Genomic DNA, 24142 nt, shown 5'->3' with positions numbered 1-24142 from the left:
GTGCCCTTGGGAAGTCTACCATCACCAAACGTTGCACTTGCTTTGACAATTCAAGCCTAAAAACGTCAAAGAATCTGTGGATTTGCCTGATTTCTGCAAAGAATCTGTATCCAAAACACAGATTCTTTGCACTTTTCAGGCGGGCTTTGAAACGTGCCCAAGGTGCCCTTCAATGGAGCCTGATTTTCTCGCCATGTCTGAACGATTTGCCTGAAAAGCGCGCCAAGTCTGAGCTATTTGCCGGTTTTTCTCACTATGTCTGAGTTGTTTTACTCAGACATGATGCGCTTTTCAGGCTCAAAAATTTGGAGCAGACGGTCTATCTTTCACGAGCCTGATTTCTTCAAAGATTCGGTAGATTTTGCCTAAAAAGGTAAAAGAATCGGTGGATTTGCCTGATTTTGTTAAAGAATCGGTGCCTCAAATACAGATTCTTTGCACTTTTTAGGCGCGCAATAGCAGAAGGACCTGCCTGGCGAGAAACCCGCGTACTCGCAGCGGCGCTTCGCGCGTCCAACCTGCAAGTTTGTTCGTACACGACGCTGTTCCCGCGCTCGCAGCAGCGCCGCTACCCGCGCTACCCGCGCGCGGCGCGGCCAGCGCGCTCGTCCAGCTTGGCGCGGACGGCGGCCTTGAACGCAGCAGCGTCCGTCATCCACGGAACGTGCTTGCCGCCGATAATGTTGAACGGCTCGTCGCCCTTGGCCAGCAGGTACACCAGCGCCGGGCGAGGGTCGTCGTAAGCTGCGGAAACTGCCTCGTAAATGGCGTCGTAGCGGTCAAGGATAATCTTGTGCGCGGCGCCTTCGGGCGTGGCCTCGGCCATCTGCGCGCAAATCACCGCAGGATCTTCCATGTTGCAGTCCTCGGTGGTGTAAATCATCAAGTCCGCCCACTTGGCCGCCTCTTCCGGCAGCTCCTGGCGACGGTTGTACGCCTTGCCGCCAACAGCACCCATGACCACATAGCGGCCATAACCAGGGAATTCCTTGGACGTTGACGAGAAAAGCTTCTGGTAGGAAAGCTTGTTGTGGGCGTAGTCGACCAAGCCTGTGACCTTGTTGTCGGGCGAGCTCAGCAGCTCCATGCGGCCTGGCACCTTAACGTTCATCAGTGGAAGCACGGCGTCCTTCTCGCGAATGCCCAGGTAGTCGGCAACGGTGATTGCCGCAAGAGCATTCTCCACGTTAAAGAGGCCGGACATAGGCAGCGCAGCGGCACCGGTCCAGGTTGGCGCATGCACGGTGAACGTGACCATGCCCTGGTGAGGTGTGATTTCGTCCGCCCAAACGGTGGCGTCGGAATCGGTTGTGGAGAAAGTCAGGACCTTCTCGCACCTCTGCGCACGCTCCATGACCTGGTCAAACATCATGGTGTTCTTGTTGATGACGGCCACGCGAGCAAGGTCAAAAATCTTCAGTTTGCTCTCAAAGTAATCTTCAAAAGTAGGGTGTTCAACAGGGGAAATGTGATCGGTTCCAATGTTTAGGAACACCGCGACGCTCAGATTGAGGCCAACCGTGCGGTCGTACTTGAGCCCCTGGCTGGAAATCTCCATGTCAACGTAGGGGAGGCCAGTGTCCGCGGCGTGCTTAAGGTGGCGCCACAGCTCGGGAGCCTCGGGCGTGGTGTTGTGCGCGGGCTGCGTGTCTTTGCCGTCAAATACCTCGATGCCGCCGATCACGCCGCACTTGGAGTACGGCTCGTCGCCGTCGAGGATGGCGCGCAGCATATACGAGCAGGTAGATTTGCCTTTTGTGCCTGTGATGCCGATGGTCGTGAGCTTCTTGTCGGGATGTCCCGCAACGCCCGCGGCCGCGTAGGCCATGGCAAGGCGCACGTCATCCACGCAAATAGCGGCTACGTTTGGAGCCACTGCCTGCAACTCCTCCGCGAGCGACTGCTGACAGAGGTATGCAACAGCCCCAGCCTCTACCGCGCTCGCCAGATATGCTGGCGAGAAGTGCGCGCCCTTGCAGACAAACAGCGAGCCAGGGGTGACCTCACGAGAATCGCTTGCAACATCGGTAAGCTGTGCGTTTTGATCAACCGCGTCAAGATGCGCGGTAGTGTACTCGATGTTCTTGCTGGTAAAGAGCGCCAGGAGCTCGTGTAATGTCATCCTCAAAAGTCCTTCGATAGCTGTTTGGCGCAAGCACAGCGCCCCAAAGACAGTATAAATAGTTTAGCCGTCTGACCCCACTTGTGCTGGCGACAGTGCAACTTTCTTGGTCCTTGCATGCCAGCGTCACACCCTCATGGCGAGAAAATCGTCGAAGTTGCTTGACTCTCTGTGGCTGTGGAGGTATAGTACTTGTTCGCGCAAGCGTTTACATTGCGGGGTGGAGCAGTCTGGTAGCTCGTCGGGCTCATAACCCGAAGGTCGTAGGTTCAAATCCTGCCCCCGCGACCATAAGAATTTCAAACCCGCCCTCGGCGGGTTTTTTGTTGCTCGGCATCCGGGTGGGGCGACGCGCCATCGAAGCGGCGGCGCGATGGGCGCGGCTCCCGGTGTCGACAAGCGCTATCTCGAGCGTTGTGCGCACAAGATAGGCTGCTTGCTTAGAGCTGAAAATCTGTCTCATGCTGCAGGAATTAGCACTCACACAAATGCATTACTGCTAGAATGTATTCACGTTGTATTTACTCAAAGGCAGGTGCACGAGGTGAAGTATTCGGAGCTTGTGAACAGCGGCGCTACCGAGATGGAACTGCAGGAGCAACTCGTTGGCGGCGTTCACTGACGCTATAGCTCAGCTCTTGGGGTACTTGACTTGGCGCGATGTCAAAACAGCGCTGATAGTGTTTTCCCGGAAGCGCAGGTTTGACGATGTCCTCGCACATGTGAGCAATGCCCTTCAGTCACATGAAGATATCCGCAGTTTCAAGGCTATCGACAGGAATGAACTCGACTGCCAGTTCGTGAGAAGCGATAAACCTGGCCAGATTACTCACGTACGGGTTTTGGTCTTCGACCTGTATTCAGAACAAGGGGGGAAGCTGTGAGCAAGGCGGCGATACAAATAGACAATCAACACTCGTGGACGGGCTTCTATCAGGAGTTCGCAGACAAGCTGCTCGCATACAAGAACGACCGGCAGAAGCTTATCTCTGTGCTGAACGACGTGTATTCGCGCATCGGGATGCAACTGCCCAAGCTCGAGGCAGATGAGCTCCAAGACATCGATCCGTTCACCGTCTTCGACCTCTTCAACAAGGGCATCACGGACGCAAACCGGAAGAAGATCATCGCCGGCATCGCCGAGGTATTCGGCGTCGGGGCAGGCCAGCCCACGGACTTCGAGGGTATCCCCGTACTCAACAACCTCAACGCGACCTTCTATGCCTTCTCCGATGACGATCGGAGCGGCGAGAACGACATCGACAACCTTTGGCACGTGTTCGAGGCCGAGGTTGCGCTTGCCGCTGACGATAGCGAAGCAAACAGGAAGGCATTCGTCGAGGCATTCGATGCCACCGTCACCCAGTTCACGCTTGGTTGGAAGCTCACCATGGGCCTCTACTGGGCAAGGCCCTACAGCTTCATCAGCCTGGACCCGCGCAACCGCTGGTTCATGGCCGACGTCGCAAAGGCGGGCGCTGCAATCGCGGACATAGTGCCGAAGGAGAAGGACTCGCCAGTTCACGACGGAGAGCGCTACCTTGCCATCTGCGACACCATCAAGTCAGAGCTTGGAAGCGACGGATGCCCGTATACAGACTTCCCCTCGCTGACAGCTGCCGCCTTCGTGGAGTCCGAGCGCGTCAGCCAGGAGAGGAAGGCTGCCGAGAAGGCAGCAGCTGTGAAAGCGGAGGAAAACGCCCTCGGAGACGAGGGTGTCAGGACCACGCACTACTGGACCTACTCCCCGGGAGACGGCGCCGCTAGGTGGGACGACTTCTACGCGCGCGGCATCATGGGCATCGGCTGGAGCAAGCTCGGCAACGTCGAGCAGTACGCTAGCAAGGAAGACATCCGCAAGAGCCTGCGCATCCTGTACAGCAGCAAGTACTCGCAGAAGAATTCCGCACTCGCGCTCTGGCAGTTCTCTCGTGAGTTGAAGCCGGGCGATGTCGTCTTCGCGAAGCGGGGCCGTAGCGTGATCATAGGCCGCGGCGTCGTCGAGGGGGACTACCAGTTCGACGACAATGGCGACTCCTACCCGAACATCCGCAAGGTACGCTGGACGCACGGCGGAGAGTGGCAAACAGAAGACCTCCTCGCCAGGAAGACCCTGACGGACATCACCGCCTATCCCGACCTCGTTGAAAAGCTCAGCTCGTTCTTCGAAGAAGAGGGCAGCGAAGCCGAGGAGGAAGCGGGAGAAGTCGAATACCCGACGTACACACCCGAGGACTTTCTCTCGGAGGTCTACATGGACGCCGAGCGCTACGGGACCCTCGCCAACGTCCTGCGCGCGAAGAAGAACATCATCCTGCAGGGCGCCCCGGGCGTGGGCAAGACCTTCGCCGCAAAGCGCCTGGCCTATTCCATGATGGGTGTGAAGGACGCCGAGCGCGTGATGATGGTGCAGTTCCACCAGAGCTACAGCTACGAGGACTTCATCGAGGGGTTCCGCCCGAATGCGCAGGGCTTTGACCTCGAGAAGGGCACGTTCTACAGCTTCTGCAAGAAGGCGCAGGACGACTCTGACAACGACTACTTCTTCATCATTGACGAGATCAACCGCGGTAACCTCTCGAAGATCTTCGGTGAGCTGTTCATGCTCATCGAGAACGACAAGCGCGGACCGAGGAACACGCTGCAGCTGCTCTATTCGCACGAGCTGTTCTATGTCCCGAGCAACGTCTACCTCATCGGCATGATGAACACAGCGGACCGCTCGCTCGCTATGCTCGACTACGCCCTGCGCCGCCGCTTCGCGTTCTTCGACCTCCGCCCCGCATTCGACACGGAGAGCTTTGTCGCGTACCAGGAGGGGCTTGCCAGCGAGAAGTTCGACAGGCTCGTCGCCTGCGTCGTGAAGCTGAACGAGGCGATTGCTTCCGACGAGTCGCTCGGCGACGGCTTCTGCATTGGCCATAGCTACTTCTGCCGCATGACTCCGGACGACGTGACGGACGAGAAGCTCTCAGCAATCGTCGACTACGAGCTCGTGCCGATGCTACGCGAGTACTGGTTCGACGAGTCCTCCAAGGTCGACGAGTGGGCCGGCAAGCTGCGCAGGTCCATCCAGTGATCCGGATACAGAACATCTACCACATGCTCGCCTACGCGTTCCAGACGCTGCAGGGGCAGGGCTACCGCGACGTCGCTGCCGAGGAGTTCGACAACACCGCCGACCTCCTCGCCGAGATACTGGCGCGGGGCGTGAGCCTGCAGCTCAAGCGCGGTCTCGGCCGGGAATACGTCGACCGCGAGGAGGCGCTCTCCTCCCCGAGGGGAAAGATTGAGCTGTCCGAGTCCCTGAAGACCCGCTCAATCCTGCGCAGGCAGCTGGTCTGCAGCTACGACGAGTTCAGCACGGACACGCGCATGAACCGCATCCTCAAAGCGACGATCGTGCTCCTGGTCCGCTCTGGCATCGACAAGGTGCGCAAGAAGGCGCTCAGGCGGCTGCTACCGTACTTCGTGGACGTGGGCGACGTAGACCTTGCACATGAGGACTGGCACATGCGCTTCGACCGGAACAATCAGGCCTACCGCATGCTCATGAATGTGTGCTGGCTGGTCGTGAAGGGCCTCCTCCAGACGCAGGAAGACGGAAGCATCCGCATGATGGACCTCCTCGACGAGCAACGCATGAGCCACCTGTACGAGAAGTTCATCCTTGAGTACTACAGACGCGAGCACCCAGAGCTTTCTGCAGGGGCGCCGTACATCAGCTGGGCGCTCGACGACGGCTTCGACGATATGCTCCCCGCCATGCACACTGACATAACGCTCGAGCAGGGCACGACTGTCCTCATCATCGACGCGAAGTACTACAGCCGCACAATGCAACAGCAGTTTGACAAGCGAAGCGTCCATTCGAGTAACCTGTACCAGATCTTCACCTACGTGAAGAACAAGGAAGTGGAGCTTTCCAGTATCCCCAAAGCCCACAGTGTATCGGGCATGCTGCTCTACGCAAAGACCGACGAAGAAATTCAGCCTGATGGTGTGTACCAGATGAGCGGCAACCAGATAAGCGTGAGGACGCTCGATCTCAACCAGCCTTTCGAGGAGATACGCTCGCAGCTCGATGGAATTGCCAAGGCATATTTCTCAAAGGAGGAGCCTGTGTTTGAAGGACTGACGAAGCACCTGCCTGCCATTGAGAAAGCCGAGAGATTTGGCAACTGGGTCGTAGACCGAGAGAGCAAGGGCACTATGGATGACCCAATTCAGATGCCTTACGTGGACTACGAAACGACAGTCACGAATGTTGAACAGGCAATCTACGACTTTGCGGACGAGCATCCCGAATATGAACTCACGCATTACCGCGACATACTCGAGCGCAACGGGCTTGAGTGGGGCAGCCAGGCAATGTCCAGAGCAGACGTGTCGGATTTCGACGGCCAGGCGGTGATGGCACTTCTGCTGGGAGCCGTGAGGGCAGAACGCTTCTGCGACGGAGCACTACTTGGCTTCTTTGAGGACGGGAGCATTAGACGCTGGCTGTTGAGGCTGCGCGAGATTGACAATGGAGGCAGCAATGAGTAATGACTTGAGTTTCGCCATAGAGATACCTTGCGATGAAGACGGGTTCGTCTTGTTGCAATGCCCGCAATGCGGCGAGTTCTTCAAGCTGAAACCGAGCGATTACGAGTCGGATGACGTATTGGAGGTCTGCTGCCCCGCCTGTGGTATCGCATCCGATAACTATCTGACCCAAGACGTCATAGACCTTGCGATGGCTATATGCAAGAATCAGGCGTTCGACGCCATTCACAAAGAGATGAAGAAGCTCGAGAGACGAACTAAAGGAAAGGCCGTGTCGTTTAAGGTGGGCAAACAGCCGAGACCGGATGACGAGCCCGTCTTGCAGCCTTCCATAGATACGCTTGCCATTACGACCTGCAAGCACTGCGGAAAGCAGTCGAAAGTGTCACGTCTCCTTTCAATGTCGGTGTACGTATGTCCGTTATGCGGAGTGAGCAATTTCAATGACCGATAAGACCGCCTTTAAGAAGACCCTCTATCGCTTCAACCACGAGGCGAACATACTTTTACGATCGAATTGGGACGAATCGCCAGCGCCTTTCAAACGGTTTCTTGACCGTATTGAAGCAGAGCCGGATGTAAAGGCGTATCTTGATGATTGCGTCGATAACCATACCCCCGAGGGCTTCAATGCAGAAGAAGACGTCCGGGAGGTAGCGGGGGACCTTGGAACTACCCGCATTAATTTCAGCACTATACCCGAGGAAGAGAGCGCAGAAGTATATCTCATCCTCAAGGAAATGATTGTCCAGAACATTTCCGGTAGAAGCTATTTTTACTACACCTTTGCGAGTGGAAATAAATTCGCAGATATGTACAAAGGCTTCTTGGACAAAGTTGTACGGCGCCTCATCGCGAACATAACCGAACATTTGACCATGATTGGATTCGAAATAGGACTCGATGGCGGAGATTCAGTGACAAACAATTTCGGGTCCGTGAACAACCTGCAGATGAACCAAGCGACTGACAGCTCAACCATCAACGCAACTCAGAACATCGGCATTGACGAGCAAGCTCTGAACAAATTGATTGATGCGATTCTTAGCGCAGCAGGGACGGAAATTGACGATGCCGAAACAATTGAAGATGTACGCGATAATGCTGAGATTGTTCGCTCGCAGATAGAAAGCGGGAAACCTAAGCGAGGAGTACTCAAGAGCGCACTTGGCTTCTTGCGAGTAGTCAACGGCGGGGCACAGTTCGCTGCTGCTGTTGTTCAGCTTATCCAGTTCGTAAATAACTGCGGCTTTCAATTCCCGCTACCTGGTTAAGACGGGCACTCACCAGATTTCACGTTGTAACAAGCCATGACCAGCTGTCCCGGCGCCGCAGCTCCTGAGGGCAGCCTGCGCTTAGAGAGTGCCGGGCGCGTTGAGGTATTGCCGCAGCTGACATGCTGACCCGAGGAAGGACGCCCCGCCCCGAGCCCGAAGGCCCGGGGCAGCCGCCTTAGGGTCATCTCCCGTCGTTGAGGATGTTCTTGTGGTGGCGCAGGAGCGCCTTCTCCGAGCCCGTCACCAGCAGACTCACGATGTCGTAGCGGATGCTGGCGAAGTCCTCCACCTCGGACTCGGCGAGGTAGGCTGCCGCGATGCGTTCGAAGCGCTCCTGGTCGGGCTCCTCACGGGGCATGTCGAAGACCCGCACTTGGTGGTGGTGTACACGAAGATGAGCTCCTCGTCGTCCATGACGATGAAGTCGATGCCGTCCGAGCCGTGCGCCCAGTTCTCCTCCAGGACCTCGATGCCCCTGTGCTTCAGGCGCGCGCCGATGGCCTCGTACGATTTCTCGTCGATGCTCTTTCCCATGGCTGTCTGCCTTCTCGTGTTGGGACCCACCTCCTCTTGGCGCGCCTTGTGGTGCGGATGGCGCCTGCGGGAAAGCGGCAGCGTTAGGGGGAAAGCGAAGCGCGGATGGGCCCGAGTTTTCCGAGGGGCGCCCTGTGCCCGGCGTAAAAGTTTTCGCGGCCCTTGCGCTAGAGTGACCGTGGTCGAGTCTTCGCTCCCAAGGCGAGACGGGGTGGGGCGTGCGCGGAGGCTGCCCGTGGGATTTCGGCAAAGAGATTGCTACGAGGTGCTGTGTGTCTGGGCGTCACTGGGTGCCTGGAAGAGGAGCTGTGCACTGGCTGACTGCTGTCTGCCTCGCTGGGCGACGGGGTGCTCTCGTGGATGCCGTACGATGTGCAGAGGTTATGCCCATGAGGTGCCCGGGCGCTTCGTGTCTTCGTGGCGTGCCCGCTGCGATACATGGAGGTCCGGCCTCGCCATAACGTTGTATCTGGTGGCGGGTTGTGAAGGTCATTCCGCCGCCACGTTGATCGTCTCGACGGGAGGTTTGCCTATGCGGCTGTCCTCGCCTTCGGGCTCGGAACAGGGCGAGTTGTACAGGCAGCGGATAAAGAAGATCGCCAGTGTGCATGTTCAAAAGTAGGGGCCAGGTGGGTTTACTGGTTAGAGTTAATTGCATTCAACGGATGCGGATCTGGTCACGCTACCTCTGCATCTTCCTGAGGTTCTCGACCTTCCACAGCGCTTCGGGGTTCACGGCAGCGGCCTTGGCCATTGACTCGTCTGGGAAGATGAGCTCTGGGCGGTAGTCTCCATCTGCAAGGAGCTCAAGATATTCGCGTTCTCCGTCCGTCCTGGGCAGGACCCACTGCACTATGAAGCTCTTGGCGTTATTCATAAGCCCCTCAAGGGTCGGGCGTTCGGTCGAGGAACGCAGCATCGGATAGAGCTGGTCCGCGAGCTCGGAGAACCTGTTCGCAAAGCGTTGTTCCCTGCCTTCGAACGGCTTTGGGAAGCATGCGGAGAGCGAGGCGTAGTAGAGCGCGAGCTGGTGCGTCCTTTCCTGTTCACTGGGTTCGAGCGACTCGTAGACGCCCTGCAGGTTGGAGATGTCGTAGAGGTCGCGGACCTTTATGCGGTCGAAGAACGCCTTCACCTTGCTGGCGGCGAGCTCGGCGTCCGCGAACGTGCGGACCTTTGCGCCTGGCCTCATGGACGTCTCGCGTATGACGGGTGGAAGGATGGGCGAGCGGTTCATGTAGATGCAGTCGATCTTCACGTGGTCGACTTCCCAGTCCCCGTGATAGCGCAGCAGGAAGGTGCGTCCAGCATGCCCGCCCGGATGAGCCTCCACCGTGTAGTCTAGCGCCTGCGCCACGGCTTCTATGCCCGCCTCAACGCGCGGCCTGTCGGCGAGCATATCCTCCTGTGAGACGCTGCCTATGTAGGAAACGTCGATATCAACCGAGAGCCTCGGTACGTCGAGCATGAAGAGGTTGATGGCCGTGCCTCCGTGGAGCGCCAGTTTGCCCTTGAGGGCGGGATGGCGCTCCATTTCGTCTAGGAGGTCAAGCAGACGTTCAACCTTGTCAACGGTCCTTGGCTCGAACTCGTCGGTGCTCATGATATCCACGAGAGGACCTCCTCTTCCATCTCGGGAAGGTACAGCTTCCAGCGAGGGCTCCAGCCCCTGTTCTCTTTCGCCTTAGGGTCGAGTTTGGACGGGCCATTTCCGAGTCTCGCTTCGAGCGACAGGAGCGTCTCGTCAGCCACGCCCCAGTCTGCTTGCTTTGCCTCGAGGAGCCAGCCCGTGCGGGCGACAACGGCTGCAGGCGCACTGCCGAGGGTCTCGAGCAGAACATTGACATCTAGGTAAGGAAACGCCGAACAGGACCGTACGGCCTCCTCAACGCCGCCGACCCTCCCGGGGTATGTGAAGCAGTCGACGAGAGTCTGCTCTCGCGTGGTCACACTAACCGTCCCATACGACTTTGAGTGCATGGTCTGCGTCTGCGGGTTATCGTCGAGGTCGTACGGGATGTAGCGGACGCCCCCGTACTCGAACAGCGAACGTACCTTTGCGGACCTGAACGAGCACTCGAAACCGACGTTGTGGGCGACGCCGTGGGCGACGAGGGCGGAGTGGTACGAGATTACGACCTCTGGGTCGACTGTCCTAGCCACAAGGAACGGGTCGGGTGTCTCGCCGGTAAACCTGCCGGTCTTGGACACGTAGATACCGCGGCGCACGCGCTCCACCTCGCCTGACTTGACGGCGCGCTGCAGCTGAGTGTGCGCGGCCTCCCCCGCCGCTATGACGTAGATGTCCTCCGTCGTGAACGCCTGGTGCGATGCTATGTAGTCTTTGAACTTCATACAGACGAAGTATAGTGGAAACGGGTACAAAATGTAACCGTTTTTATGTATTATGAACTGTAAATCAACACTATTCATCTGTTCACATCCAACGCGAGACGGCGCGGAAGAGCCAGCGCACGAAGCGCCAGACGAGCCTAAAGACGCCCATGTCCCGCCTCTTTCTCTTTCTCATCTGTGGTGGCGAGCATCGCCTTGAGCTGGTCCACCGAGAAGCTGAGCGCGCCACGCGCTCTGCGTCGCGGCGCCTGGCGGAGAGCATCGTGTCCAGGTGCTTGGTGAGGGGAATCGTCCGGGCGGAGCTCCCGGTCTTGGGCTCCTTCTGGTAGAAGCCGCCGGGGCCGTTCCCCAGGGCATGTATGACGGTTATGGTGCCGTCGTTGGAGAGGTCCGACCACCTGAGAGCGCAGACCTCGCCGTGCCTCATGCCTGTGTTGAGGGCTATCTCTACCGCGGAGCCCAGGGGCTGCGGCTCTGCCTGTATGGCGAGGCACAGCATTCGCGTGCGCTCCTCGCGCGAGAGGGCGTTAATGGGCGTTTTCACGCGCTTGGGCGGCTTGCAGAAGTCGCAGGGGGTTCTTCGTTATGAAGTCCTGCGCCACGGTCCACTTAAGTGCCTGCTTGAGCAGGCGAAAGGCCTTAGAGCAGTTCTTGGGCGCGTAGCCGTCTGCGCTCATGTCGTGCATCCACCCGGATACGTCCGGTATTGAGAGCTCTACGAGCTTCACGCTGCCGAGGTAGTGGTAGATGACGCGGGTCTCCGCGCGGTAGACGTGCACGATGGAGAGCTCGATGGTGCCTGAGTCCTCCTTGTGGAGTATGAACGAGGCCATGAAGTCGCGCAGGGAGACGTTGGAGGACGATGCCCTCCAGAGCTCAAGCTCCACGATGAGGGTGTTGCGCGCCCGCTCCGCCTGCCTCTGCGTCTTGGCGACGAGGGTGTGGTAGGCCCTGACCACCTCTCCGGTTACGGGGTTGGTGTGCGAGAGGCTGCATTCCCACTGGTCCGTGTTGCGCCTCCGCCTGAGAGACCTGCTTGTGTACCTGGTATCCATGTCTCCTCCTAATGAGTTTTCAACAGCCATTTGTGATCACCATTTTGACCACCAAACCGAAGATGGAGACATGGGAGCTGGAGATTTTGGAGAAGCGGGAGATTTTGGAGAAGCGGGAGATTTTGGAGAAGCGGGAGATTAGAAAAACCACAGTTCAGACGTATATCGGCTGTGCTGTGGATTGGTTAGATTTGCAGTGAAACGGCCTCTGACTCGCTCATAACCCGAAGGTCGTAGGTTCAGATCCTGCCCCCGCGACCATAAGAATTTCAAACCCGCCTCGGCGGGTTTTTTGTTAGCAATTAACGCTGCTCTTACACAGGAAAGCGTCTCTCTACGCGTCAAACCCAAAGTTCAGCAATCGTTGCAACCTCAGCTCAAGACCATTGTGATGATCGTAAGAATCCAGCAAACGTTGATAATTCGGAGCAGCAGGCGCCAGCTTCTCAACCAGTGCATCTGTTGTCTTTCTCACTGAGCGCAGGGGCTCAGGATGGTTTTTACCTTCGTTTTCTCCGCTTGCAATGCACCAGCGAATGTCCGAACGCACACAGCTCGTATCAAAAGTTTCAACAAAATCGGGAAACCACGTACTTGGGCTAGCCAGAAGATACTGGTCAAAGTGGCAGGTTGTCTGCATCTCAAAGAGGCTGCACAGACCCGACAAAGAATAACCTAGCAAGGTAAGAGGACACGTATCCTCTTCGGTATGAGTAGCTAGAGCAGCGTATTTCTCGACAGCTGGAAGTACGACATCAGAAAGAAACTCTCTTCCAAATCCTCCAAAATTTGGAGCCTCAGTCCGCACGCTTGATGCTGGCCAAGGGGAATAGCAGTCTTGATTAGACGGCGCAGTAATGACAAGGCATTGGGGGAGCTTGGTCGCGTCAAGTTTCCCGGAAGCAAGAAGCGCAGCTATCTTTGGCATCAGCAGGGAACCATGGAGAACAACAAGAAGACCAGGAACCGCGGAGCGTTCTCCGATAGTGATTGTATTGTCTGGTAGAGCTGATAAATCCATGAAGTTCCTCGTCTGACCTCGTCTGTTATTGCCTGTTGGTGCCGACATCGTCTCGCAGGAGCCGCCTCGCGAAGAGCATCCCACAGAGGGATGTAGGTATTTTAAGCATTTCTCAACTCGAAGTCTTCTCACAACTCAAAATGTAAGATATAGTTAACTTTCAAAAAATTCCGCTGCTTCTGCGTAACGCGCATTGTGCGTTGTACGTTGTGCGCAAAAACGCAGCGTTACTTTAGAGGGGTATTGTATGATAAGAAAAGCCGGACCGTTCCGTCTTTTCATGGGAGTTCTCGTCGCAATTCTGGTGGCGAGTATTGTAATAACTTCAACGATGGGCGCCATCGGCGTGTCCTTGCAAGACGCATACGCCGTGCTGACACATCATCTTTTTGGCATGCCGCTACCGGAAGCCTTAGCTGCAGGAGGACCTGTCGAGAAGGTCGTTTGGTCGCTGCGCTTTCCCCGCATCATCTTAGGAGTGGTAGCCGGAGCTGGCCTCGCGCTAGCGGGTGTTGTCATGCAGGCGTCAGTTCAAAACACCTTGGCTGAACCGTATATTTTGGGCATTTCATCAGGAGCTTCGTGCGGAGCCACCTGTGCCATCATGCTTGGAGCCGGCGCGGTACACGTTGTGGGAATTTCTTCGGTACCGCTGTTCTCGTTTATTGGTTCAACAATAGCAACTGTCGGCGTTTTGTTGCTGGCGTCTACCGGCGGACATATGACGTCGTCAAAGCTTGTTCTCTCGGGCATGATTTTGAATGCCCTGTTCACAGCTCTTTCTAATTTCATTATTACAATCGCCGCTAATGCTGAGGGCATGATGGATTTGAAGTTTTGGACCATGGGCTCTTTGGCACGAGCAAGCTGGGGAAATGTTGGCGTTTCCGTTGTTGTAGTACTTCTCGTCAGTGTGTTTTTCTTAACGCAGTTCCGCTCACTCAACGTGCTTTTAATGGGAGACGAGGCTGCTACAACGCTTGGCCTCAATACTAATTTGTGCAGATGGGCATACTTGACCATTTCTGCGCTCATGGTTGGCACGCTTGTTTCATCAGTGGGAACCATCGGTTTTGTTGGTCTTATCATTCCGCATATTGCTCGCTCGTTTGTTGGGTCTGATCACCGAAGGCTGGTTCCAACTGCGCTGGTACTGGGAGCTATTTTTATTCTCTGGGCAGATGCCTGTGCTCGTACCGTCCTAGGCAATACCGAAGTTCCTATTGGCATTCTGACCGCTGTTGTAGGCGCGCCGTTCTTTGTCTACATCATGGTCGCCCGCAACTACAGCTTTAGGGATGGTGAGTAGTATGCGCCTTGAAGTGCAAAATGTGTCAGTCACCATCCATAACAAGCCAATTGTAAAGGACGTCTCACTCAACGTGGCAGATGGCGAGTTTGTGGGCATTCTGGGCCCCAATGGATCGGGCAAGTCCACGCTTCTGCGAGCAATTTATAGCCTTGGTCATCGCTATGACGGCCATATTTTGTGGGACGGACGCGACGCCACTGAGATATCACGTCGTGACTTTGCGCGCAAAGTTGCAGTTGTAAGCCAGTTTAACTCGCTGTCTTTTGACTTTACTGTTCGCGAGATTGTGTCGCTTGGGCGCAGCCCGCATCAGTCGGCGCTGTCAAAAGAAACCGACCACGACGAGGCAATCGTTTCCGACGTTATTCAGAAAGTTGGCCTTTCTCGCTTTGAAGACCGCTCGTTTGCCACGCTTTCAGGTGGCGAGAAACAACGTGTAATGCTGGCACGTGCGTTGGCACAAGAACCAGAGTTCCTGGTGCTTGATGAGCCTACTAATCACCTTGATATTACGTACCAGATTGATATTTTGCGCCTTGTTCGCAACCTTGGTATTAGCTGCTTAGCTGTTTTGCATGACATTGTGATGGCAGCTCATTATGTCGACCGCCTGTATTTCTTACAAGAGGGTTCCATTGTTTCTGAGGGAGCACCTGAGGACATTGTGACCCCTGAGCTGCTTGCTGATGTGTATGGCGTTGAGGGCATGGTCCGCCCGTCAACTGCTGGAAACGGCATCAGCATTGATTACGTGTATTAATCGCCTGTTGAGTATCAACAGATGAATGAAAGGATATCCTATGGATCCTCGTATAAGTTCAAATCTTTTTACCAGAAGGAATTTTTTGAGCATTGCGGCAGGATTTGCTGCAACTGCTGCTGGACTGGGTCTTACTGCGTGCAACAATGCAACGTCTAACCCATCCACTTCGACTACAGAAGAAAAGAAGTCGGCCAATACAAGCTATCCCGTATCGTTCAAGCTCTATGACGGTGACGGCAACGAGTTTGAGGCCAAGTTTGATAAGGCTCCTGAGAGCGTTGTTACCCTGACAGATTCTGCAGCCGAGATTCTGCTGCGTCTGGGCCTCGGCTCCAAGATTATTGGCACTATTAAGCCTGATGCGCCAATGCCTTCAGATATTGCTGACGAGTATGCGAAAATCAAGCAGCTGGGCGACAAGAAGAGCCTTTCTCGCGAGGTTGTTGTTGCCGCTAATCCAAACCTTATTGTGGGCCGCTCACGCCTCTTTACTTCAAAGGATCAGACTTCTCCAAAGGACTACGCTGACCTAGGCATTTCTGTCTATACACAGCTGGCATCTTCTGAGCAGGGCGATCCAACGCTTGCTGGAATTATCTCTGATATTAAGAATCTTGGATCTATTTTTGATGTTCAGAGCAATGCCGACACCTATACCGCCGACCTGCAGAAGCGCCTTGATGCCATTAACGAGCGCGTTAAAGCACACGAGAAAGATGCAAAGAAGACCGTGCTGGTTATGACCAACCTCAAGGACGGCACGTTTGGTCTCTTTGGCGGTAGCGAGAAGAGCCTTGAGTTTACTATCATCGACCAGCTTGGAGCTACTCCTGCGACAACTCAGTCTGCAAATGGCCTGACGTATGAGAATCTGATTAAGTTTAATCCTGACGTCATTATTTACGTCACCGCAGAGCGCAACAAGGCAACTGACGCCGTAGCTAAAGACACCCTTCTGGGCGAGAGTTCCCTGCAGAACGTCCCAGCTATTGCCAACAAGAGCATCGTTGAGATTCCATACTCAGAGTACATCGACTACTCACCACGCGCATTTGATTCTGCCGAGAAGATTCTTGAGGCTTTGTATCCTCAAAAATAGACGTATTTAAAGATACGGCACCGCAGAGACCAAGCAGGAACTTTGTTTCCTGCTTGGTCTTATTATTTTCGAGGCTTTAGCCTGTTGAGCGCGTGTTACGCGCGAAACACAAAACCACCCGCTATGCGGGTGGAGAATAATCTTTTGCTTTGCAAATTAAAATCCTTTCTTCTCAAATGCGAAGGGTCACCCTATTCCGAAGAACTCGCGCAGCCGCGCCACGCCACCCTTGTCGAGACCGTATTGGGCGGTGACCTTTCCGCCCTTCATCTCGGTAACCCTGTCGCAGGCGGCCAGCGCCAGCTCGAAGTCGTGCGTCACGACGAGGACGAAGGCCCCGGACGCGGCAAGCTCCCGCAGCAGCGTGGCCGTCTGCGCCATATGGGCGTAGTCGAGCCCGCTCGTCGGTTCGTCAAAGACCAGCACCTTCTTGCCGCAGAACATGGCAGCCGCTATGGCGCACCTCTGCTTCTGCCCTCCCGACAGCGTCAGGGGGTGGCGCCCCCTCACGTCGAGGAGGTCCAACTGACCTAGCACCGACTCCAAGCCTCGGGTACCAGGGTTGCTCGCCCCCAGGACGACCTCCTCCTCGACGCTATCACAGAAGAGCTGGTGGTTGGCCTCCTGCATCACTTCGTAGCTAAGGGGCAGCCTCTTTCTCGCGAAGAGCACGGCGCCGTCGATTTCGATGCTGCCTCGCTGTTCCCTGGCGAGCCCGCACACCACCGAGGCGAGGGTCGACTTGCCCGCACCGTTGTCTCCCACAATCGCCTCGACGCGACCCGACCCGAACTGCGCGTCGGGGACGGAGAGGGAGGGGGCGGCATGTCGTGAGTATGAGAAGACGAGGTCGGCGAGATGCATCTCGTGCATGGGCGTGTCTTTCACTGGGGCGACTGTCCTCGGGAGGTCGAATCCCTCCAGCTTCACGGGTCGTATGCCCGTCTCAAGGCGCTGGCTGCGGGTCAGCGAGGCGAGCTCGCCCATGGCGAAAACATCGGAAGCCTTCCCGCCGTCCAGGTAGACCGCGCGGTCGACTATGCCCTCGAGGTACCACGTGCGATGCTCGGCGATGAGGATCGTCTTGCCTTTCGACCTTAGTATGTCCAAGGTACGTCGCAGCTCCCTGATTGCGGGGAAGTCGAGGTTCGCCGATGGTTCGTCCAGTAGGAGCACCTCCGGGCCGGTAGCATAGACGCTCGCGATGGCAACGCGCTGCTTCTCACCCCCCGAGAGGTGGAAGATGTTGCGATTCATGAGTGCCGCGATACCCAAATCGGCTGCGGCTTCGTTCACCCTACGTGAGATCTCGGCACGCGGCATTCCACGGTTCTCGCAGCCGAAGGCCACCTCGCTTGTGGTGTCGAGGGTGTAGAATTGCGTGCGGGGATTTTGGAACACAGTCCCTACCTGGCGGGCCACCTTGTACTGAGGGCAGGTGGTGGGATCCATGCCGCCAACCCTCACGCGACCAGTAAGGTCACCGTCAAAGAACTCGGGTATCATGCCGTTCAACAGGCGGAGGACGGTTGACTTTCCGCAACCGCTCTTCCCGCACAGGAGCACGCATTCTCCCGCCTTCACGTCAAGCGACAGCGACGATAGGCTCGGGGATTCTGCTCCACGATAGGAGAAGCTGACGTTGGTGAGCGATATCATCGGCTGGCCCATCGTCTCAGAGCCCCTTCCCGGCAATGGCGAACGCCGCTGCCGCGGCCGTTCCCGCAGCTACAAGCGCCAGAGCTAACCAGTCCTGGGTGCGCAACCCAATCTGCGCCAGGCAGGTGTGAGGAGCTGGATCGTCCATGCCGCGGCAGAGAGCTGCAGCCGCGAGTTCGTCACTTATAGAAATCACGGAGGCGAAAAGCGGCACATAGATGTGGGCTATCGTCTGGATGGGATGGAACAGCCAGGATGAGAGGCCCGTTCCGATACCCCTCATCTTCATGGCGGACCTTATGGCGCGCCACTCCTCGCTAATAGTCGGGAAGCACCTGAAGGCCACCGATGTTGTGATTATGGCGCTCTTCGGTACCCCGCTTCCCCACAGGGCGGCCGCGAACTCGCTAACGCCGGTTGTCCCCACGGCCCAGTAAGCCACAAGCAGGCATGGCAGGACCTTGCGGACCGCCACTGCCAGGAATTGCACGAGGGAAAGCACGGCGCTTTGGCCCACCATGGGACCGATTAGCTGTTGGACGGCAACGAGCAGGGAAAAGACCGCGCAGTAGCGCAGGGCGGTGCTGGCCATGCCGCCGACTGCCACAATCAGGACGCAAACCAAAAAGACAGCGGCCTCGTAGGGCAGTGAGCGGCCGAGGAAGACGGCTATGTCGAGCAGGACGAGCAGGGTCGCCTTTGTTCGAGGGTCGAAGACAATGCCTCCGTTGTGACCCTGCTCCGTATATAGCTTTTCGAGGGGGTTCACAGGATTCCTGCCCGTCCGAGCTTGGCTGCGAGCAGCTTGCGCGCGATCAGCGAGCCCAAAATCGAGCTGATGACGATGGCGACCATCATGACCGGAAGCACCCAGTCGGGCGTGAGCGCATAGAGTGTCTCGCAGAAACTTGAGCTCATACCCCGCTCAAGGATGTCTTGGAAGAAGTAGTCGCGCATGAACCAGATGGGCACGAAGCCTCCGAGCAGGTTCCAGGAGAAGACGGCGTGGCTTGCGGCGTTCCATGCGAAGCTGCGATATTTTCCAGCACGTGCGATGAGCACCGCAACGATGCCCGCAGGGACCGAGACAGCAGGTGCGATGGGGATGTGTCCCGAGGCGATGAGGACGAGGCTCGGAAGGACAGCGGCGATGAAGATGGGCACGCCCGAGGGTGACCTGGCGAGCATTATGTGGAAGATGGGTGCCGCAAGTAGGGCGACGAGGGCGGGCATGAGCAGAAACAGAATCGGCACCGGCATGCACACGATCCCGATGATGACGTAGACGGCCAGGTAGAGCGCAATGAACACGCCTGCGGAAATAGCAGCCCTCGAGGATGTACTCTTCTTTTGTGGTTCCATGATGTTTCCTTTCTCTTGTGGTTGATGAACGCCGTTGTCTTCGGAGGATGTCATCGTGCGGGCGTGTCGCCGTTGCCGTGCGGGTGCTTTGCGCGCCAGGCGTCAAGATCTGTCTGGAGTCCCCACAGTTTCGCGTAGGTCCCTCCCTTGGCAAGCAGCGACTCGTGGGTGCCGCTCTCCGCGACGCGACCGCTGTCGATCACATATATGGCGTCGGCGCGCGTCACCGTGCGCAGCCGGTGCGCGATGGCGACAACAGTCCTGCCCTGTGCGAGCGTGCCCATAGCCGCCTGCACCTCGGCCTCGTTCTCCGAATCGAGTGCGCTTGTCGCCTCGTCCAGAAGGACGATAGGCGCGTCTTTGAGGAGGGCGCTGGCGATGGAGATACGCTGGCGTTCACCGCCCGAAAGAGTCGAGCCGCCCTCACCGATAACGGTATCGTAGCCGTTGGGCAGTTCCATTATGAAGTCGTGGCAGCGTGCCGCCTTGGCCGCCTGAACGACCTCCTCGTGCGTTGCATTCGCGCGCCCGTAGCGGATGTTGGCCTCAATCGTGTCCTGAAACAGGTAGACATCCTGAAAGACAATCGACACCCGACTGAGCAGGTGCTCCGGGTTTATGGAGCGCTCGTCGAGCCCACCGAGCAGAACGTGCCCTGCTTGCGGGTCCCAAAAACGTGCGGCAAGCCTCAGAATCGTGCTTTTGCCTGAGCCAGAGGGTCCGACAAGTGCTGTCAGCTCCCCAGCCCTTATGTCCAGGCTCACGTTGTGAAGCACCTCGTTATCGTCGTAGCCGAACGACACGTGGTCAAAGGAGATGCTGCACTCCTCGGGGGCATCGGACTCGCCGGGCATCTCCGGCTCGCCCAAGAGAGACATAATCCGGCGGCCCGCCGCCGCACAGCGCTGCAATTCGGGCCAGCTCGTGAGGACCACGGCAAGAGGCTCGAAAGCTCGCGTGCCGACGAGGAGGAAGAGGGAGAACCCCGTGGGGTCGAGGGAGCCGCCGGCCAGCAGGTAGACGCCGGCGAGGGTCATGCATGCCAGACCGCTGCGTAGAATTGCCTCCGACACCGCGCCGAGCGAGCCAGTCGCGCTCTCGTTTGCCATGCAGGCATCTCGGTAGTCCTCACATGCCTTGGCGAGGGTCGTGAAGCTCGCGCCCTGCAGGTGATGGGCCTTGATGGCGCGCATGCCCCTCAGATACTCCTGGATTCGGGTTGTCTGCTCCACTCTCGTTGCGGCAAGGCGCCTCTCCGCGCGGTTCTGCAAGCCCTGTGCAACGGCGGTGATGGCGAGAGACAGGGGCAGTCCAACGAAGAGGGCGAGGCCCATGCGCCAGTCGAGCAGGCAGAGCGCCCCCGTCGTGACGAGCGCCACGATACCGGCGCTGATGGCCTGGGCGAGCAGGTGCGTCATGCCCGTCTCAACGAGCGAGAAGTCGTTCATCATCGTCGTAGCGATGCCGCCAGCACCCTTTCCCTCGAGTTTTCCTAGGGGCAGCTTGCGGATATGCTCGGCCAGGCTTGTGCGACCCTCAGCGCCGACAGCGTAGCCGCTACGGAAAGTCACCTTGCATGCGATGTTCTCGACCGCGAGGGCAAGGACGAAGCAGGCGGCCATGCCAGCCCACGCGAGCCAGAGTTCGGCGTTGCTCAGTCCGCCTGTGGCATAGAAGCCAAACATGCAGTCGACAATCAGCACCAGACAGATGAAGGGTAGAAACCATACAAGCTGGGCAATGGTGTTCCAGAATGCGGGTCTGGCTATGCGCCTCGGTTCTCCACAGGTTATTGCTTCGATAATGTCTCTCATAGCGACACCTCAGCTTTCTCTGTGCCAAGCTTCCAGTCGGCGGCTCTGTCGCCGGAGACCCACATATCTGCATAGGGCCCATCGACCCCTATGAGCTCGTCGTGTCTGCCCCGTTGCACAATCCGGCCCTTATCCATCACGATAATCTGGTTCGCCGACTGTACGGTCTCAAGTCTGTGGGCGATTGTCAGAACCGTTTTGCCTCTCGTCAGCTCCGCCAGAGCGCGGTGGATCGAGAACTGCGTCTGTGCGTCAGCGAAGGAACTGGCCTCGTCGAGGATGAGGATAGGGGCGCTTTTGAGGATTGCCCGCGCTATAGCCACGCGCTGCCGCTCACCTCCCGACAGGCGGACACCATCTGCGCCGACGACGGTGTCGATTCCCTTCGGTAGCCGCGCGAGGAATTCGTCGCACTGGGCCGCCGAAGCCGCTGCGGCTATTTGATCCTCGGTCGCGCTGGGCAGTCCCATGGCGATGTTATCCCGGATGGTTCCTGCAAATAGGAAGCTGTCCTGGAAAACGAAGGCAACGATGTCCATGAGCGCATCGGTCCCCAGCTCGCGCACATCGACTCCCCCTATGCGGACCATTCCTTCATCCACATCCCAGAAGCGGCCGACTAGCTCGGCGATTGTGGACTTACCGGCGCCCGAAGGACCCACGATGGCACAAGTGCTGCCGGGCTCTACAGCGAACGACACCCCATCTACCGCGGGATTCTCGGCACCTGGATAGGAGAAGGTCACATGGTCGAATGCAATGCCCGCATCTTGGGGAGTCGCCCGGACATCCTGCGAAACCTGTCCTTGCGGCTCCAGATCAAGCACTGCACACACACGCCCAACCGCCTCGTTGACCGTGTTCACGCTCTCGGCGAACATGCGCAATTTGAGTACTGGCGAGGAGGCGGCGGGACCGACCACGAGGGCGAAGACGCAGACGGCTGCGAGCGCGACGTCCGAGGGGTTGCCGAGGAACAGCGCTATCGCAACTGGGGCTGCGAAAGTCGCGACCGAAAGTGTGAAGACGCGGAAACGCACGTAGCCCGGGCGGATCTGGTCGGTCATGCCTACAGTGAAGTCCCGGTAGGCCTCGGTGTCGTCCTTGAAGCCGCGAAAGGACGCCGTGGTCTGGCCGAACGCTTTGATGGCGGGCATCCCCTCGACGTACTGGATCGACGACGAGTTGATTCGTTCAAGGACATCGAAGTTCTTCTTGATCGCGCCCGTCTTCATGACCTTGGCCATCGCCTGCAGCTGACAGGCGATTCCAATGACAATTGGCGCAAGGCAGGCCAAGGCAAGCCAGACATTCGCGGCGAACATCAGGACGAAGAGGACGATGAGCGTGGCGAGAGCGCTCGCGAGGTCGGGCACCTGGTGGGCGAGGAATGCCTCGACCTGCTCGACATCCGCATCCATCACCTGCTCGACCTGCCCTATGGACGAGGAGTCGAGGTAGCCCATCGGGAGGCGTCCCACATGCTCTGCGACCGCGATGCGTATGTCGCAGACCGTGCGGTAGGCGTGCGCATGCGCGGCGATTCCAGCGATCCAGGAGGCTGCAGTTCCAGACAGAAGCCCCGCGAGGCCGACGGCTCCCCACCATAGCATGGAGCCCGCCTCGGGGGCTGAGCCAGATGATACACCTGCCATTAGAGAGGTTATGACCCGCCATGAGGCTAGATAGGGCACGAGCTGCAGCACTGACCCGATACAGCCGAGCGCAATGCCGCACACGAGAAACCCCTTCCCTCGCTCAGAGAGGGCCAGCAGCCTGGCCATGCCCTGCTTCTTTTTCAAGTTTTTACCTGGGTCTTCCAGGTCTGTCTCGTCCTCCATGGACCCGTGCTCCTTTCACTGCTATCGGAACGAATTCGTTCCGTTTTTCTCTTAAATGCACTGACGGGAGCATCCATTTGGATGCTCCCGTCATCAGCCCATTTTTGCACGCCGCTCAGAGCGGCGATTTTGCAACCTGCCTACATCAATAAAACAGCTTCTGCGCTATCTCGAATGCCTCCTGAGGAGAACGCTGCTCACACTCTGGTGCAAAACGCCCGTCGTACATGACGCCCCAGAGCCCGTACAGCATGAACAGCGCGCAGGCCTGCGCATTGCTCTCGTTTACGCCGAGACGGTTCTTGAGCTTGCCTGTCTGTATCCCTTCCAGCATGAGCTTGGTGTAGGGGCCTGCCATACGATCGATCATCTGGACCATGTCCCAGAGTTTGTAAGAGGCGTCGGGAACTGACTCACCCGGCTCGGGGTCGAAGGAGCGGACATATTCGTTGACGTCATCCGTTACGAGACTGCGCAGAGCGGCGATTCTTTCGTCGAACGGCCGGCCCTCGTCCTCCATGACTGCGCACTTGCGGTCCATGCGCTCCGAGATGAAGTCCTCCATAACGGCCACGTAGACGTCCTGCTTCGACTTGAAGTAGTAGTAGAACATGCCAGGAGCGCCGTTCACGGCATCCAGGATGTCGCGCACCGATGTACTCTCGTAGCCCTTCTCCGCGAAGAGCCTCGCTGCCGCATCCACGAGCTCCTTGCGTCGCTCTGCAGGTTTTTTGCTGTTCTTTCTCAAGCAATGCTCCGATTCCTTGTCCCATACCGATGGGTTTTTAATATCAGAACGAATGTCGGTCTAATATTAACCTTATCTAACTTTGATGTCAACGATAACGCAGTCGAGAGGAGGCCGATCACTGCGATTTGAGTCGTGTTATGCCCGAAGGCGGCCCATAGACGGGGAGACCGTCTTCGCTCTATGAGGGTGAAGAACGACGACGTAGGGCATGCCTTTGACGCATGATCTCCAATTTCGCCGTGAATCTAAATTCCCGGATTTCATGGCGGCAAAAGGGCGGCCGTCCTTTCGACGCGACATCCGGAGACTCGAGTGGCGCATCGGGTTCGATTCGATAGTCGGGGCGTGTGGAGGCCTCGGCGTTCGCTGTGGCGTTGCGTTTGGTTTCGGATTGAGAGGGTCGCTCTGCCACCACGCCGATCGTCTCGACGGGAGGTCGGCCCATGCGGTCGCCCTTAGCCTTCGAGCTCGGGGCAGGGCAGATTGCAGGTACATCGCATAAGGAAGACCCGCCAGTGTACATGCTCGGAAGCAGAAGCCAGGCGGGTTTTTGTTTGCTAATTACTACAACGCATAGATATATATCTGCTACTGAGTTCGCTTCCATGAAAAAATATCTATTATTGAAA

21 protein-coding genes and 1 tRNA gene are annotated in these 24142 nt (G+C 57.4%); 9 read left to right on the top strand and 13 right to left on the bottom strand.

The window, feature by feature from the left end:
• The coding region (locus ACO5GU_RS01955) for a hypothetical protein (protein ID WP_484929839.1) at positions 1–263 on the top strand (263 nt) is incomplete at its 5' end.
• Between the two features lie 314 nt (positions 264–577).
• Here the strand turns inward: ACO5GU_RS01955 and ACO5GU_RS01950 are convergent.
• On the bottom strand, positions 578–2122 hold the full coding sequence (locus ACO5GU_RS01950) for a Mur ligase family protein (RefSeq protein WP_484929837.1): 1545 nt from the start codon (positions 2120–2122) through the stop codon (positions 578–580).
• A gap of 214 nt (positions 2123–2336) precedes the next feature.
• Between ACO5GU_RS01950 and ACO5GU_RS01945 the strand changes: the two genes are divergently transcribed.
• The 5 genes from ACO5GU_RS01945 to ACO5GU_RS01925 all read left to right on the top strand — a co-directional run bounded on the left by ACO5GU_RS01945 (position 2337) and on the right by ACO5GU_RS01925 (position 7944).
• A tRNA-Met gene (locus ACO5GU_RS01945) sits at positions 2337–2413 on the top strand.
• Between the two features lie 589 nt (positions 2414–3002).
• A complete protein-coding gene (locus tag ACO5GU_RS01940; protein WP_484929835.1) occupies positions 3003–5201 on the top strand; it encodes an AAA family ATPase in 2199 nt (732 codons plus the stop codon).
• Positions 5168–6670: a 5-methylcytosine-specific restriction endonuclease system specificity protein McrC gene (gene mcrC, locus ACO5GU_RS01935; RefSeq protein WP_484929833.1), complete on the top strand. Its 1503-nt coding sequence runs from the start codon at positions 5168–5170 to the stop codon at positions 6668–6670. The genes ACO5GU_RS01940 and mcrC overlap by 34 nt, the downstream gene beginning before the upstream one ends.
• Positions 6663–7124 (top strand): TFIIB-type zinc ribbon-containing protein, encoded by a 462-nt coding sequence (locus ACO5GU_RS01930; RefSeq protein WP_484929831.1) that lies wholly within the window; start codon positions 6663–6665, stop codon positions 7122–7124. Before mcrC ends, ACO5GU_RS01930 begins: the two co-directional genes overlap by 8 nt.
• Positions 7114–7944, top strand: a complete 831-nt coding sequence (locus ACO5GU_RS01925) for a hypothetical protein (RefSeq protein WP_484929829.1) — start codon at positions 7114–7116, stop codon at positions 7942–7944. Before ACO5GU_RS01930 ends, ACO5GU_RS01925 begins: the two co-directional genes overlap by 11 nt.
• 184 nt (positions 7945–8128) lie before the next feature.
• Here the strand turns inward: ACO5GU_RS01925 and ACO5GU_RS01920 are convergent, their stop codons facing one another.
• The 6 genes from ACO5GU_RS01920 to ACO5GU_RS01895 form a co-directional block, all read right to left on the bottom strand.
• On the bottom strand, positions 8129–8305 hold the full coding sequence (locus ACO5GU_RS01920; protein ID WP_484929827.1) for a hypothetical protein: 177 nt from the start codon (positions 8303–8305) through the stop codon (positions 8129–8131).
• An 858-nt stretch (positions 8306–9163) separates the two neighbouring features.
• Positions 9164–10084, bottom strand: a complete 921-nt coding sequence (locus tag ACO5GU_RS01915; RefSeq protein WP_484929841.1) for a nucleotidyl transferase AbiEii/AbiGii toxin family protein — start codon at positions 10082–10084, stop codon at positions 9164–9166.
• Complete coding sequence (locus tag ACO5GU_RS01910) at positions 10081–10914, bottom strand: type IV toxin-antitoxin system AbiEi family antitoxin domain-containing protein (protein WP_484929825.1); 834 nt, start codon at positions 10912–10914, stop codon at positions 10081–10083. Before ACO5GU_RS01910 ends, ACO5GU_RS01915 begins: the two co-directional genes overlap by 4 nt.
• A 4-nt stretch (positions 10915–10918) precedes the next feature.
• A complete protein-coding gene (locus ACO5GU_RS01905) occupies positions 10919–11335 on the bottom strand; it encodes a tyrosine-type recombinase/integrase (RefSeq protein ID WP_484929823.1) in 417 nt (138 codons plus the stop codon).
• A gap of 28 nt (positions 11336–11363) precedes the next feature.
• Entirely contained in the window at positions 11364–11891 is a 528-nt protein-coding gene (locus tag ACO5GU_RS01900) for a hypothetical protein (RefSeq protein WP_484929821.1), read from the bottom strand.
• A gap of 334 nt (positions 11892–12225) precedes the next feature.
• On the bottom strand, positions 12226–12912 hold the full coding sequence (locus tag ACO5GU_RS01895) for an alpha/beta hydrolase (RefSeq protein WP_484929819.1): 687 nt from the start codon (positions 12910–12912) through the stop codon (positions 12226–12228).
• Positions 12913–13159: 247 nt separating this feature from the next.
• On the opposite strand from ACO5GU_RS01895, the gene ACO5GU_RS01890 reads away from it, so the two are divergent.
• From ACO5GU_RS01890 to ACO5GU_RS01880, 3 genes are all read left to right on the top strand, one after another.
• On the top strand, positions 13160–14221 hold the full coding sequence (locus ACO5GU_RS01890; protein ID WP_484929817.1) for a FecCD family ABC transporter permease: 1062 nt from the start codon (positions 13160–13162) through the stop codon (positions 14219–14221).
• 1 nt (position 14222) lies between these two features.
• Positions 14223–14984 carry an ABC transporter ATP-binding protein gene (locus ACO5GU_RS01885; protein WP_484929815.1) on the top strand — a complete coding sequence of 254 codons (762 nt, stop codon included), beginning with the start codon at positions 14223–14225 and terminating at the stop codon, positions 14982–14984.
• Between the two features lie 85 nt (positions 14985–15069).
• Positions 15070–16086, top strand: a complete 1017-nt coding sequence (locus ACO5GU_RS01880) for an ABC transporter substrate-binding protein (protein WP_484929813.1) — start codon at positions 15070–15072, stop codon at positions 16084–16086.
• Between the two features lie 186 nt (positions 16087–16272).
• On the opposite strand, the gene ACO5GU_RS01875 is transcribed toward ACO5GU_RS01880, so the two are convergent.
• The 6 genes from ACO5GU_RS01875 to ACO5GU_RS01850 form a co-directional block, all read right to left on the bottom strand.
• On the bottom strand, positions 16273–17757 hold the full coding sequence (locus tag ACO5GU_RS01875; RefSeq protein ID WP_484929811.1) for an ABC transporter ATP-binding protein: 1485 nt from the start codon (positions 17755–17757) through the stop codon (positions 16273–16275).
• A 4-nt stretch (positions 17758–17761) separates the two neighbouring features.
• Positions 17762–18514, bottom strand: a complete 753-nt coding sequence (locus ACO5GU_RS01870) for an energy-coupling factor transporter transmembrane component T (RefSeq protein WP_035436413.1) — start codon at positions 18512–18514, stop codon at positions 17762–17764.
• Positions 18511–19107, bottom strand: coding sequence for an MptD family putative ECF transporter S component (locus ACO5GU_RS01865; protein WP_484854649.1), 597 nt, complete (start codon positions 19105–19107; stop codon positions 18511–18513). Before ACO5GU_RS01865 ends, ACO5GU_RS01870 begins: the two co-directional genes overlap by 4 nt.
• A 50-nt stretch (positions 19108–19157) precedes the next feature.
• Positions 19158–20921 (bottom strand): ABC transporter ATP-binding protein, encoded by a 1764-nt coding sequence (locus tag ACO5GU_RS01860; RefSeq protein WP_484929808.1) that lies wholly within the window; start codon positions 20919–20921, stop codon positions 19158–19160.
• Entirely contained in the window at positions 20918–22762 is a 1845-nt protein-coding gene (locus tag ACO5GU_RS01855; protein ID WP_484929806.1) for an ABC transporter ATP-binding protein, read from the bottom strand. The genes ACO5GU_RS01860 and ACO5GU_RS01855 overlap by 4 nt, the downstream gene beginning before the upstream one ends.
• Positions 22763–22907: 145 nt before the next feature.
• Complete coding sequence (locus tag ACO5GU_RS01850; RefSeq protein ID WP_484807622.1) at positions 22908–23510, bottom strand: TetR/AcrR family transcriptional regulator; 603 nt, start codon at positions 23508–23510, stop codon at positions 22908–22910.
• Between the last annotated feature and the right edge of the window lie 632 nt (positions 23511–24142).

Source organism: Lancefieldella sp., from assembly GCF_057237245.1.
This window is presented reverse-complemented; position numbering and strand designations above follow the sequence as displayed.